The organism is Streptomyces sp. JLSY215 (genome assembly GCF_059682825.1).
In genome coordinates, this window is the sequence record NZ_CM185022.1 from 5,226,074 (window position 1) to 5,239,492 (window position 13,419).

The window sequence follows — 13,419 nt, forward strand, 5'->3', positions numbered from 1 at the left end:
GCTGGCCAAGGACGATTGGGGGTGCCGGGGCACATGGTGCGACGCATCGATGTGACAGGGGCCGGCGGTGTTCGGCTCGCGGCCTGGGAATTCACCGACCCGCCCAAGAGCGGTGGGGCGGAGCGGGCCGGGCGCGGCCCGAGCGTGCTGATGCTCCACGGCCTGATGGGGCGCGCGGCCCACTGGGCGGACACCGCGCGCCGGCTGAGCGCGCGGCATCGCGCCATCGGGCTGGACCAGCGCGGACACGGCCGCAGCGAGAAGCCCGGGGACGGGCCGTACGACCGCGAGTCCTACGTCGATGACGCCATCGCGGCCATCGAGCAGCTCGAGCTGGCTCCGGTTGCCCTCATCGGCCATGCCATGGGGGCCCTGACGGCGTGGCAGGTGGCGGCCCGGCGGCCGGATCTGGTGAGCGCGCTGGTCATCTGCGATATGCGGGCCTCGGCGCTGGGCGCGGCGTCCCAGCACGAGTGGGCGGAGTGGTTCCGTTCCTGGCCGGTGCCGTTCGCGACGCTCGCGGATGTCCGTAAGTGGTTCGGCGAGGACGACCCGACACTGGAGCGGCCCCGGCCGGCCCGCGGTGAGTTCTTCGCCGAGGTGATGGCGGAGCGGGCCGACGGCTGGCGCCCGGTCTTCTCGCGCCGCCAGATGCTCCGGGCGCGCGAGACCTGGGTGTACGACGCGCACTGGGAAGAGCTGGCACAGGTGCAGTGCCCGGCCCTGGTCATCCGCGGCCTGGACGCCGAGCTGGGCCGCGCCGAGGCCCAGGAAATGGTCCGGGTGCTGCCGCGCGGCGAATACGCCGAAATCTCCGACGCGGGACATCTGCTCCCCTGGGAACAGCCCGACGCCTGGTGCCGCGCCATCGAGCCGTTCCTTCGTACGACCACGGCGCCGATCTGAGCCGGGGGCGGCGATTCGAGGCTTCCCTTGGGCCTGTTCCCGCTACCGCTACCGCTACCGCTACCGCTACCGCCGCCGTTGCCGTGACGACGGCGGCGTGATGACCGCTGGGTGACGACTGTCAGCGTTACGGTGCGCGGTGCGCGGTGCTGCGCGGCGCGTCGGTGATTCCCCTGGTCACCGCGAACTGCCGTGAGTGGAGGGAGAAAGGTCCCTTCCGGCCTTGCCGAAGCGCTCGGCCCACGGCCCACGGCCCGCGGCGCCCTGACGGCACGGAGCGGGCCTTCGGTGGGACATCGGCAAGTGGCGGGAAAAGGCGCGACGTTACGATGCACTGTCCCGGCACGGTGGCCCGCAGCCTGGCCCAGTGCCTGCGGCGCGTCGTGCCACGTTTGCTCGATGGGGGAGACCGAGATGGACCCGCTGCTTCCGGACGACCCGCAATCCCTGGGCCCGTACCGCCTGTTGGGCCGGATCGGCGCCGGTGGCATGGGCCGGGTGTATCTGGCGCGGTCGGCCGGCGGGCGCACGGTCGCGGTCAAGGTCGTACGGCCGGATCTGGCGCAGGACGCCGGGTTCCGGGAGCGGTTCCGCCAGGAGGTCGAGATCGCGCGGGCCGTGTCCGGCCGCTACACGGCACCCGTCGTCGACGCCGACACCGATGCCGCGCTGCCCTGGCTCGCCACCGCCTTCGTACTCGGCCCGTCGCTGACCGAAGTGGTCGACGGCCACGGGGCGCTGCCCGAACACAGCGTGCGCGCCCTCGGTGCGGGCCTGGCCGCGGCCCTCACCGAGATCCACTCCGTCGGCCTGGTGCACCGCGATCTCAAGCCGTCCAATGTGCTGATGGCCGCCGACGGCCCCCGGGTGATCGACTTCGGTATCGCACGGGCCGTCGACGGCGACCGGATGACCCAGACCGGCGTCGTCGTCGGTTCGCCGGGCTATATCCCGCCGGAGCAGGCGCTCGGCCAGGAGGTCGGCACCGCCGGCGACGTCTTCGCGCTCGGCGCGGTCCTGGCCTACGCCGCCACCGGCCACACGGCCTATACGGACACGACCCCGGCTGCCGTCCTCTACCAGGTCGTGCACGGCGAGCCGGACCTGACCGGCGTGCCCGAGCAGCTGCACGGTCTCGTCGCGGCCTGCCTCCACCGGGAACCGGGGGAGAGGCCCACGCCCCAGCAGGTACTGGAGGCGCTGGCGCCGCAGGGGACGGGCGCGGTGTTCGCCAACTGGCTGCCGGGGGCGGTCGCTTCGACCATCGCCACCCATGCGGCGCGCATCCTGGACCTGGAAACGCCGGAGTGGGGCACGCCCGTCGTCGCCGGGCCCGGCACCCCCGCGACGCCCGGGACGCCGGCACCGGCCCCGGCCGCCGCGCAGGGCGGGTTCGGGACCGCCCCGACGTATGTGCTCTCGGGAGCGCCGGCGACGGGAGCGCCGCAGACGGGCACACCGGGGACGGGAACGCCGGGTGCCGGAGCGCCGGGAGCCGGAGCGCCCACGGCGGGGACGCCCGGGACGGGCGCGGGGCAGACGGGCGGCGGTGTGCCGGCCGTGGGGGCGGGCTCCGTCGGGGCGGGCGCCACCGTGGCGGATACGCCCGGAGTCACCGCCGCTTCCCCCGCCGCCGCTCCCTCCCGCCGCCGCTTCCTCGGGCTGGCCGCGGGCGCCGCGGTCGGTGTCGCGGCCGTCGGCGGGGCCGGGCTCTGGGTCTTCGGGGGCAAGGAGAAGGGCGCGGGGCACGGGGCGCGGGGCGGCGACGGGAAGGCCCCCGGCGGCGCCGACCGGGAGAAATTCCGTACGCCCCCTCCCGGTACGGCCCCGCAGGTCCTGTGGCACCGCACCGCCGAAACGGACAGCCTCAGCAGCGACCAGCCGCTGCTGGCGCACCACGGCCTGCTGCTGATCAGCGGCGATCCGCTGGTCGCCCGGCACGCCGTCACCGGCAAGGCGAAATGGACGCGTAGGGGCGTCGTCTCCCCGGGCGCCCCGCTGATCTTCGCGGGCGGCAGGCTCTACCTCGTCAGCACGGAGTACGACGGCGATGTCATCGGCCTCGACCCGGACACCGGCAAGGAGGCCTGGCGCAGCAGGCTGGGCGGCAATCTGACGGTCGAGCACATCCTCGCCGCCGACGAAGAGCGGATCTACGTCATCGCCTCGGTACGCACCGAGAACATCAGGGACGACCGCACGGCCATCGCCGCCATCAACACCCGTACCGGCAAGGCGGAGTGGCGGAAGCCGCGCGACAAGGGCACCAAGGACTACGACCTCGAAGGCGTCGCGGCGGCCGGCCGGCTCGTCTACACCGACGGCCGCCGCAATGTCACGGTGCGCGATACGGCGACCGGCCGCCAGCTGTGGACGCAGAAGATCGGCGACGACATCGCCTGGAGCCCGGCCGTACACGCCAAGCGGATCTTCCTGGGCGGCGACCGGCTGCGCGCGGTGCACGTCGACAGCGGCAAGGCCGACTGGTCGCTGTCCTCCGAGGGCCGTCGCAGCTTCTACCAGCCCATGGTCGTCGGGGGCGTGCTCTACGCCGCCGACCACAGCGGTGGCGTCTGGGCCGTCGACCCCGTACGCGGCAAGAAGCTGTGGCTGTGCGAGGATCCCGGCGCGCGCCGGGCGCCCAGGGAGTTCGTCCTCGTCGGCGGCACCCTCTACGGCGCGTCGTACGACGACGAGGGCGGCATCTTCGCCATCAACCCCGAGACCGGCAAGGTCCGTTGGCACTACAACGACAACACCGGGAACATGGAGCAGTGGCATGTCACCGCCTCGGGGCGGCGGCTGCTGGTCACCCATGGCGATGAGGTGTACGGCCTGCCGGCGGTGTGAGACCACGCCCTTGGGCGCGCTCCGGATCGCACAGGGGCGCCGCCCGCCCGGCTGCACAGCCGCACAACGGCCGCACCGTCCGCGCGAACCCTCGCCCACGGCGCCACCCTCGCCACCCGCGTCGCCTACGTCAACGTGCGGGTGAATTCCCCTCGCTGGACGCGGGTGGCGAGGGAGTCGCCGGTCAGCAGCGAGCCGTAGCCGGTGGCCGCCCAGAGACTCTCCTCGGCGGGGACCTCGAAGTACGGGACCGGGCGGCCGTCCCGACGGTCGGTGAGGACCTCCGGGGCGCGGCGGGTGCGGATGGCCCGTATGCAGGTGTCGCACGCGGCCACCCGCAGCTGCTCGCGACGGCCGAGCGGCCGCCAGGGTATGCGGCGGGCGGCGGGGCCGTGCAGTGGGTGGAAGAAGCACAGCGGAAGCGTGCCGGGAGTCCCGGAGAGGGCCGCGCGGCCCTCGGCGATCAGGGCGAACACGCCCGCCAGATCCGGGATTCCGCGGGCCCGGTCCAGCACCGTGCCCGCCGCGGCGTAGGCATCCAGGGCGCGCTCGATGGCCGCCGGGTCGTCCTGCGCGGCTCGGGCCTCCCCGCCGAGCCGTACGACCTCTTCGGCGGCGCGCTCGCGGAGCCCGGCCTCGTCGGCGTCACGGGCGGCGGCGAAGACGGAGCGCGGCAGCGCGAACGGCGTGGCGAGCTCGCCACGCAGCCGCGAACGGCGGCGCAGCAGCAGCCCGACGGCCGCGAGCAGCAGCAGCGGGCCGATGGTGAGGGCAAGGATCCGGGGGAGCGGGGAAGCCGACGGCTGCTTGCGTTCCGCGGTCCGGTCGTTGAGGTCGGCGGTGGCCTTCTCGTACTCCGCCTTGCCGTCCCCGGCCTTGATGATGTCGATCGCGCGGGCGACGCGCCGGAACAGGCCGGCGCCTTCCATATCGTCCTGGAAGAAGACCGCGGCGGCGGCGTCCTGCGCCTGGTGGGCGTCGGACGGCCATTCGGTGGCCGCGATGTCGTCGTGGTACTTGCCGAGCGTGATCAGGATGCCGGGGTCGTTCCCCATCCGGTCGTGGATCACCTGGGCGAGCTGCTGCGGGTCGCCGCCCCAGCTGTCGCCCTCGACCAGCGGCACCAGGGCGACACGGATCGGCAGCCGGCTCCCCCGGATCTGGCTGACCAGTTTCCGCTGCTGGGCGGCGTCGACCGCGGTGGCGAGGGAGGGGTCGACATAGACGGGCGAGGTGTGCAGGGCGTTGGCGATCTTCTGCCCGGGGCTCTCGGCGGCAGCGCCGGGCGAGGCGGCGCACAGCAGCAGCGCGAGGGACGACGCGGTGAGCGCGAGGGCGGTCCGCACCGGGCGGCGGGGGTCAGTGGACACCGTAGTGCTCCCGTATTTCGCGGGTGAGTTGATCTATTCCGGCGCCGTCGCCCAGCGTGGCCAGCGGTCCGGGAAGAGTGGGGTAGGGGACGAAGGAGCCGCGACCGGCGGAGGCGGTGGGACCCAGCCGAAGCACCGGGCCGGGCGTTGCCCGACATGCCTCGCACACCGGGTGCCCGCGCCCCGCGCGGCCCGCGGGACGGACCTGCCGGGCGGGGCCGTGCAGGGGGTTGCGATGGCAGACGTTCTGCGGGGCGTGCGGGTCCTCCAGCACGGCGAGTCCGGCGCGGGCCAGCACGATCGCGCAGGCGAGGTCGGCCGGGGCGGCATCGGGGTCGATCCGCGCGTCGCTGTCGCCGTCGAGCAGCATCACGGCGGCGTCCAGGCATTCCCACGCCCGGCGTTGGGGCTCCTCGGACAGCGCGGCGGTGGGATCGACCACGTCGCTGAGGGCGTCGAGCTCCTTGGCGGCGGTCTCCCGCAGCCAGCGCTGTGCGGGCCTGTCGGGCGCGCCCGCCCGGCGTCCGCGCGGCCGCCGTATGAGCCGGACGGTCGCGGCGACCGCCGTCACCAGGCCGAAGAGCAGCCCACCGGCCAACGCGCCGATGAACAGACCGGGCATGAAGTCCCCGGTGAAGAGGCCGGGCAGCGCCTGGTCCCGCTTCGGGTCCGGCGCGGGCGATGGCGCGAGCGGTTCATCGCCTGCCTGCGCCCGCGGGGTCTTGGCGATATACGTGAGCAGCTTGTCGAGGCGGGTGCCGAGATGGCCGGCGGAGCCGCTGTAGGAGAGGTCGTTCGGCCGGTCGAGGAGATACATGTTGTCGACGCGGGCGCCGTAGCTGACGGCCTCGATGCCGCCGGTCCCCGGGTTTGCCAGCACGATCACGAGGTCGCGGTGCAGCCGGTCGTGCAGCGACTTGGCCAGGAGGCCGGTGTCGCCGGCGGATTCGTCGTCCGTCGACGTGGGGACGGCGGCGATCACCACCGGGATGTGCAGCGCGCCGAGCCGGTGACGGAGGCGGGCGCGGGTGGCGGCGTCCAGCACCGGCGGGCTCTCGGGGTCGACGTAGAGCGGATCCCGGCGCAGGCCATCGGCCACCCGGTCGATACGGGCCCGCAGATCGGCGGCCGTCGGGAACGTGCCGTCGCCGCTGATGGTGTCGTCGAAGATCCGCGAGGCGCCGAAGGCGAGCAGCCCGGAGAGGGCCAGGGCGGCAGCCGTGAGGGGAAGCAGCCGGGGGCGGGGGCCGGGGAGCGGGACGCCGCTCTTCGGCTTGCCGAGGGATACGGAGGCCGGGGGCGTCGTGGCCAGGGCGAGGCGGATCCGGTGGCGGCGCCGCACAAAGACCGTGACCAGCAAGGCGAACAGCGGGACGCCGGTGACCGCGATGCCGGTCGCGAAGCTCTGGTTGTCGCGGTCGGTCGCGGTGGTGTGCCAATCCGCTGGTTCGTCCTTCGGATACGCGCCGCCGTACTGGTCCCGGGCCTCCTTGGCGCGCCGAGCCGCCTGACCCGACGTGAGCACATCGATGAAGTGCCGGAACTCCTCGCGGGGCGTGGCGTCGTAGGGGACCTCGTACATCGTCGCCCAGCGGGCGTCCTGGGCGCCCGGCACGCTCACGCCGTACGCCTGCACATCCGTCAGGCCCATTTCGTCCAGCGAGATGTACAGCCCCTTGCGCCCCAACCGGTCGTGCACTCCGGGGAGCAGCCCGTCCGTGCCCATATCGGCGGAGCTCGGCAGGACGAGGACATACGTCGGGACGCCCAGCCTCCGGACCTCCCTGGCGAATTCGGGGGCCGCGGAGCGCGGCACCGAGCGCGGCAGCTGATCGCTGATGTAGAGCGGATCTTCGCGCAGCCGCTCGGCGAGATAAGCGGTCCGGGTCGGGGCATCGCCCCCACTCGCGGGCACCGCCTGCCCCACACCGGCGGCGAACAGCACCGCCAGCCACCCCATGACCAGCACCATTCCGGCACGCCGCACCGCCCTCACCACCCCTCGCTCGTTCGTTCCCATGACGCTACCGCCGCGGTCGGCAGCGCGGTGCGGCCTGTGGATAACTTCCCGGCAAAGCCGGGCGGCGGCCCTCGTTCCGGCTCGTGCGGCCCCTCGTCCCGGCTCGTGCGGCCCGCCCGACCAGGGCTCGGCCCGTCCACCGCCCGCAACTTGGGCGCGCTCCTGAGGCGTCGGGCCGTGATACCGCGCACCGGGACTGCCCAACCCGGGTGCAGGAGCCGGAAGGTAACCTGCACCGGTCAACAGCGCCTGGACCGTCGTCCGCGCAGTCAACCGACAGTCAGTCAACAGCCATCCATGGGGGAGCAAAGCCTTGTCCGCACCGCCGCCTTACCCGAACCAGCCGCAGCAGCCGTACGGGTACCAGCAGCAGCCGCAGCAGCCCTACGGCCAGCAGCCGTACGGGTATCAGCAGCCCCCGCAGTACGGCCAGCCGCAGCCCCCGCGCGGCCCGCAGCGTCCGCAGCGGCCGCAGCCGACTCTGAAGCACCGGCTGATCAGCTTCGCCGTGGTCCTGGCGGTCTTCGGCGGCGGGGCCTGGTACGTGTGGGACTACAACACCAATCCCAACGGCGGCAAGGCTGCGAAGGAGGCCAAGGCGTCCGCCTCGGCCGAGGCCTACGACAAGAAGCACAACCCGAAGGTCGGCGACTGCGTCAAGATCACTGGCTCCGGCAACGACATGGAGATGACCATCGTCGGCTGTGACTCCACGGACGCCCAGTACAAGACGGGCGAGGTGATCGGCGGTCATGAGAAGTGCGGGCCGCAGTACTCGCGCAGCATCGTCTACTCGTACGACCACCGGCCCACCACCACGTGGTGCTTCACCAAGGTCTGACCGCTGGCCGGCCCTTCGGCCGCCGCCCGGACCCCGGGCGGCGGCCGTCACCACAAGGGCCTCAGCCCTTGCTCACCGCCCCAAGAATCTCCGGCAGCCGGCCCGCCACCCGAGGTGCCGCCACCCGCAGCCCCAGCTGCGCCACGCCGACCCCGTAGGCCGCACCGACCGGCAGCAGCACCCACAACAGGTCGTGCAGCCCCGCCACATGCAGCCAGATCGTGAGCCCCAGCAGCGGCGCGCACAGTACGGCGCCCATCAGGACGCCGCCGAAGAGGCTGAACCAGGCGATGGCGCCCTGGCCCGGTGCGACGTTCTTGTTGCCCTCGGAGGGGATGGAGTACGGGAAGACCGCCGAGGACAGCGCACCGGTGGCCAGCAACGCCCCCAGCACGGCCAGCGAGAGGCCGTACACCTCGAGGAAGTCCGACCAGGGGCCGATGAGGGCCGCGGTGCCGATGACGACCAGGGTGACGTACGGGACGGCCACCAACGTCAGGCTCAGCGCGCGGCCCCGTAGCTCCTCGTAGGCGTCCCGCGGCGTGGCGATCGTCGAGGCGACCATCCAGAACGCCGAGGTGTCCTGGCCGAACTGGTTGTACATCTGCATGCCGAGCAGGGCGGACGCCGAGAAGGCGGTGTAGATGCTGCCGTTGCCTTGGAGGGACGACACGATCGGGACCAGGAGGCCGACGCCGAGCGCCGTCGCCCAGCCCATCTTGGACTTCGGGTCGCGCCAGGCGTAGCGCAGCGTACGGAGCATGACCGTGCCCGTCCGGCCGTCCGGCAGTACGCGGGCGAGCCCGCGCTCCCCGGCACCCGCCCCCCGGGCGCTGTCCTTCTCGATGGCCTGGAGGGTGGAGGAGTCGGGCGACGTCATCAGCGTCGTCAGGGTGCGCTGCCACCACCACAGGAGGAGGCACAGCGCCAGTGCGGTGAGCGCCAGGCCCGCCGCCGCCCGGCCGTACGCCCCCTGGCCCGCGTCCTCCACGGCGCTGATCGCGGAGGCCGGCGGCACCCAGCGCAGCACATCGCCCAGCGGTTCCAGTACGGCCAGGCCGTCCGGGCGGCCCAGCTTCTGGGCGGCGATGTTGACGCCCTGTGCGCCGATCGCGATGAACAGGCCGCTCAGTACGGCGAGATCGCGGCCGCGGCGGCTGGTCAGGAGGCGCACCGACGCGGTGGCGACCGCGCGCGCCAGGGACACGCACACCAGCACCACCAGGACGACGGCCGCTGCGCCGGTGAGCGCGGCGGCCGCTCCATGGGCGACCGCGACCACGGAACCGACCACCAGCGCCAGGGTGAAGACCGGCCCGATGCCGATCAGCGAGGCCACCAGAAGCGAAACGATCAGGGGGCGCGGCCGCAGCGGCAGCATGACCAGCCGGGTCGGGTCCAGGGTCTCGTCACCGGTGGGGAAGAACAGCGGCATCACCGCCCAGCCGAGGGTGAGGATCCCGGTGAGGAGTACGGCCAGGGCACCGGCGTGGGCGTTGCCGCGCAGGGCGATCAGGCCGAGGACGGCGCCGGCCGCGCACAGCAGGCCCACGACGATCGAGGCGACATAGGCGAGGGTGCGGCCCGTCGACTGGCGCAGGCCGTTGCGCAGCAGCGACAGCTTCAGCCGTACGACGACGCCGGTCAGGGAGGGCGGGGCCGCGGCGGCGGGCGGTGTGGTGGCCGGTGCGGTGGTCATCGGGCGCCGCCGCCCAGCCAGTCCAGATTCTGGCCCGCGCCGCGGTCATGGGCGCCGACGAGCTCGAGGAAGGCGTCCTGGAGGGACGACGCATCGCCGCGCACCTGGGCGAGCGGACCGTCCGCGCGGATCCGGCCGGCCGCCATCACCGCGACCCAGTCGCACAGCGACTCCACCAGCTCCATCACATGGCTGGAGAAGACGACCGTCGCGCCGGAGGCGGTGTAGCGCTCCAGCACACCGCGGATGGTCTGCGCCGACACCGGGTCGACGCCCTCGAAGGGCTCGTCGAGGAAGAGGATTTCGGGGTTGTGCAGGAGCGCGGCGGCCAGGCCGATCTTCTTGCGCATACCGGTGGAGTAGTCGACGACGAGTTTGTTCTGGGCGCCGGAGAGGTCGAGCACCTCCAGCAGCTGGCCGGCCCGCTTGTCGACCTCGTCGCCGGGAAGGCCGCGCAACCGCCCTATATAGGCGAGGAGTTCGCGGCCGGACAGCCGCTCGAACAGCCGCAGCCCCTCGGGCAGCACGCCGATCCGGGACTTGACGGATACCGGGTCGCGCCAGACGTCGTGCCCGCCGATCTCGACCTGCCCGGCATCCGGCCGCAGCAGCCCCGTCACCATGGACAGGGTGGTGGTCTTGCCCGCGCCATTGGGGCCGACCAGACCGATGAAGCGGCCCGCGGGGAGGGTCAGGTCGATGCCGGAGACGGCGACCTGTTCGCCGAACTTCTTCCACAGGCCCTGGATACGTACGGCGGGCGTGCCCTCGTCCGCGGCATCGCCTGCGCCCCCGGCCGGCCCGGCGGCCCGCCCCTCGCCGTCATCAGCCCCGACAGGCTCGCTCTGCTCCGGTTCCTTGGCCACCGGCCCCGCCCTCCGACGTCCCCGCAGGGGCCCGGTCCTGGCCCCCGTCCGATGGCTTCCACGATACGGGTGACCACCGACATCGCCGGTCCGGGCGGCGCATCCGGCGTCGGCGGGCCGCCGTGCCGACATTCAGGGGCGTACCGGACCGGGGCCCGGCCGCGCCGGCCGGGCCCCTCAGCGGGCCCGGCCCGCCGCCGCGTCCCGCCCGCACGCGTACGCCAGCGGGCTGATCAGCTCCTCCGCGTCCGGCAGCCAGCGGTTGGTGGCGGTGGGGCGGCGCACCCACTGCACGCAGCCGTGGGGTGCCATACGGGTCGGCGGCGCGGCGATGTACTCGCCCTCGCCGCGGCAGATCAGGTCGAGCGCGGCCGGCGGCCAGCCCAGACTCCGTACCCGGTCCGGCACCTTCGCCGAGGCGCCGGGCAGGACGAGGAAGAGCATGCGGCGGTCCGGGGTGCGGGTGACCGGGCCGAGCGGCAGCTCCATCCGCTCCATACGGGCCAGCGCCAGACAGCCCGCGGTCTCGGGCACGTCGAGCGCCTCGAACGCGCGGCCGGTCGGCAGCAGGATCGAGGCGCGCGGCTGCTTGCTCCACATCCGGCGGACGGCGGACGCGCTGCCGCTGGCCAGTCCGGCCCAGCCGGGCGCGGTGGGGTGTGCACCGGGCGCGGTGCAGTCGTCGGCGTCGCACGAGCAGCGCGGTGTCTCACCGTCGTGCTCCAGCCATGCGCCGGGGAACACATCCCAATGCCGCTCCTCCGCGTAACGCACCGCGGCATCGATCAGCTGCTCGCCGCGCTGTTGGGGAACTGACGGGGCTCCTGTGACTCCGATGGTCTCTTCCACGCTGAGGACAACTTCGGCTGTCACCAAGGGTTACGGCCGAATGGGGGACACCCCCGGCGCATCGTCCTGGTACCCGGGGCGCATGGATGCATGGGCGGGGGCGCGTATGGGGGTGTGGTCCGGGGAGCGGGTAGCCACCTCGCTGACGGGCGGAGAGGCCGCCCACGCGACCGACCGCGGTGCGCACGGGAGGGCCCCGGGCCATGGCGGCGTCGCGAATCCGAGCACGGGCACCGCGCGTCCTTCCCCTTCGCGGGATCAATTCCCCCATGGGCCTGCTCCGGCACCGCCCGTGGACCGGCACCGCGCACCAGGATCCATCCGGAACCGCCCGTATCGCATGTGCCCGGATATCCCGATGTCTCGGATATCTGGCATATGTGCGGGGAATTGATCGCGGGGAACGGCGTTCGACGGTGAACGCGCAGCAGGAACAGGGGGTACAACATGGCCGCCAGGCCACTTGTCGCTCGGCAGCCCAATGAGCGGCTGCAGGCGCTGATTCAGGAAGCCGCCTGCTCCAACGCCGGACTCGCCCGCCGCGTCAACATGTGCGGCGCGGAGCACGGACTCGACCTTCGGTACGACAAGACCTCCGTGGCCAGATGGCTGCGCGGACAGCAGCCGCGCGGCCGCGCCCCGGCCATCATCGCGGAGGCGCTGGGCCGGAAACTGGGGCGCACGGTCACCATCGACGAGATCGGCATGGCCGACGGCAAGAACCTTGCCTCCGGGGTGGGGCTCCAGTTCTCCCCGACGGTGCTCGGCGCGATCGAGCAGGTCTGCGAGCTGTGGCGCAGCGATGTCGGGCGGCGCGACTTCCTCAGCGGCTCCACGGTGGCGGCCTCCGCCCTGGTGGAGCCGAGCCGCGACTGGCTGATCACCGGGGCGGACACCCAGGTGGCACGGAGCGCCGGGGCCCGGGTCGGGGCCGCGGACGTCGAGGCGGTACGGGCCACGACCGCGGCGCTCAGCGATCTCGACCACCGCTTCGGGGCGGGGCATGTCCGGCCGGTCGTGGTGCACTACCTGAACAGCGTCGTCTCCGGGCTGCTGGCGGGTTCGTACCGCGAGTCCGTGGGGCGCGAACTCTTCGCCGCCGTCGCCCGGTTGACGGAACTGGGCGGCTATATGGCCGTCGACACCGGGCAGCCGGGCCTGGCACAGCGCTACTACATCCAGGCGCTGCGGCTGGCGCAGGCGGCCGGCGACCGCGGCTACGGCGGCTATGTGCTGGCCGCGAGCATGAGCCATCTCGCCGCCTCGCTCGGCAATCCGCGGGAGATCGCCCAGCTCGCGCGGGCCGCGCAGGAGGGCGCGCGCGGGCAGGTGACGCCGCGGGCGGAGGCGATGTTCTTCGCCGCGGAGGCGCGCGGGCACGCCCTGCTGGGCGACGGCCGGGCCTTCCAGACGGTGGCGGGCCGGGCGCTCGCGGCGATGGAACGCGCCGAGGCCACCAGCGACGCGGGCGACGACCCGCCCTGGATCGGCCACTTCGACCAGGCGTACCTGGCCGATGAACTCGCCCACTGCCACCGCGATCTGGGGCAGCCCGGCCCGGCCATCCAGCGGGCCCAGGAGGCGCTGCAGGGCCATCCGGAGGGCCGGGCGCGGCGCCGCGCCATCGGCCTGGTGCTGCTGGCCGGCGCGCAGGTGCAGCAGCGCGAGATCGAGCAGGCCTGTCATACGGGCACCCAGGCCGTGGAGTTGCTCAGCGGGCTGCGCTCGGACCGGGGCACGGAGTACCTGGAGGATTTCCAGCTGCGCCTCGAGCCGTATCGGGATGAACCGGTCGTACGGGAATTCAGCGCACGGATGGAGCTGCGGGCCGCGGCGGCGTAACGGCCTACGGGCCTGTCGGCGTGCACACGTAATGGCGTGCGCGCGTAACGGCGTAAGGGCGTCTCGGCGCACGGAAGGCGACAGGAAGGAGGCGGAAGAGCGGGCGGAATGGCGGCGGAAGGGGGAGAGGCCGGAAATGTCCTTCGGTGCCGGACGGGGCGGGCGGTCCGGCACGA

Annotated in this window: 9 protein-coding genes; 4 read left to right on the forward strand and 5 right to left on the reverse strand. The window is 73.3% G+C overall.

The genetic code is table 11. The annotated features are described in order from the left end of the window. Positions 1 to 33: 33 nt before the first annotated feature. Positions 34 to 906, forward strand: a complete 873-nt coding sequence (locus tag AC5677_RS23560; protein WP_497189904.1) for an alpha/beta fold hydrolase — start codon at positions 34 to 36, stop codon at positions 904 to 906. A gap of 399 nt (positions 907 to 1,305) precedes the next feature. Then, positions 1,306 to 3,756 (forward strand): serine/threonine-protein kinase, encoded by a 2,451-nt coding sequence (locus AC5677_RS23565; RefSeq protein WP_497189905.1) that lies wholly within the window; start codon positions 1,306 to 1,308, stop codon positions 3,754 to 3,756. 125 nt (positions 3,757 to 3,881) lie between these two features. Here the strand turns inward: AC5677_RS23565 and AC5677_RS23570 are convergent, their stop codons facing one another. After that, a complete protein-coding gene (locus tag AC5677_RS23570) occupies positions 3,882 to 5,126 on the reverse strand; it encodes a hypothetical protein (RefSeq protein WP_497189906.1) in 1,245 nt (414 codons plus the stop codon). Further along, positions 5,116 to 7,113, reverse strand: a complete 1,998-nt coding sequence (locus tag AC5677_RS23575; RefSeq protein ID WP_497189907.1) for a hypothetical protein — start codon at positions 7,111 to 7,113, stop codon at positions 5,116 to 5,118. Before AC5677_RS23575 ends, AC5677_RS23570 begins: the two co-directional genes overlap by 11 nt. A 346-nt stretch (positions 7,114 to 7,459) precedes the next feature. On the opposite strand from AC5677_RS23575, the gene AC5677_RS23580 reads away from it, so the two are divergent. After that, complete coding sequence (locus AC5677_RS23580; protein ID WP_497189908.1) at positions 7,460 to 7,987, forward strand: LppU/SCO3897 family protein; 528 nt, start codon at positions 7,460 to 7,462, stop codon at positions 7,985 to 7,987. A gap of 61 nt (positions 7,988 to 8,048) precedes the next feature. On the opposite strand, the gene AC5677_RS23585 is transcribed toward AC5677_RS23580, so the two are convergent. The 3 genes from AC5677_RS23585 to AC5677_RS23595 form a co-directional block, all read right to left on the reverse strand. Beyond that, a complete protein-coding gene (locus AC5677_RS23585) occupies positions 8,049 to 9,686 on the reverse strand; it encodes a transporter (protein WP_497189909.1) in 1,638 nt (545 codons plus the stop codon). Beyond that, complete coding sequence (locus AC5677_RS23590; RefSeq protein ID WP_497189910.1) at positions 9,683 to 10,552, reverse strand: ABC transporter ATP-binding protein; 870 nt, start codon at positions 10,550 to 10,552, stop codon at positions 9,683 to 9,685. The genes AC5677_RS23585 and AC5677_RS23590 overlap by 4 nt, the downstream gene beginning before the upstream one ends. Positions 10,553 to 10,729: 177 nt before the next feature. Next, entirely contained in the window at positions 10,730 to 11,401 is a 672-nt protein-coding gene (locus AC5677_RS23595; RefSeq protein WP_497189911.1) for a bifunctional DNA primase/polymerase, read from the reverse strand. 447 nt (positions 11,402 to 11,848) lie between these two features. Between AC5677_RS23595 and AC5677_RS23600 the strand changes: the two genes are divergently transcribed. Beyond that, the gene (locus AC5677_RS23600) at positions 11,849 to 13,243 is read left to right on the forward strand and encodes an NsdA family TPR-like regulatory protein (RefSeq protein ID WP_497189912.1); all 1,395 of its coding nucleotides are present in this window, start codon (positions 11,849 to 11,851) and stop codon (positions 13,241 to 13,243) included. Positions 13,244 to 13,419: the final 176 nt, after the last annotated feature.

Coding starts and splice junctions, on each gene's coding strand:
- AC5677_RS23560 (WP_497189904.1), top strand. CDS start 34: ATGGTGCGACGCATCGATGTGACAGGGGCCGGCGGTGTTCGGCTCGCG.
- AC5677_RS23565 (WP_497189905.1), top strand. CDS start 1,306: ATGGGGGAGACCGAGATGGACCCGCTGCTTCCGGACGACCCGCAATCC.
- AC5677_RS23585 (WP_497189909.1), bottom strand. CDS start 9,686: ATGACCACCGCACCGGCCACCACACCGCCCGCCGCCGCGGCCCCGCCC.
- AC5677_RS23600 (WP_497189912.1), top strand. CDS start 11,849: ATGGCCGCCAGGCCACTTGTCGCTCGGCAGCCCAATGAGCGGCTGCAG.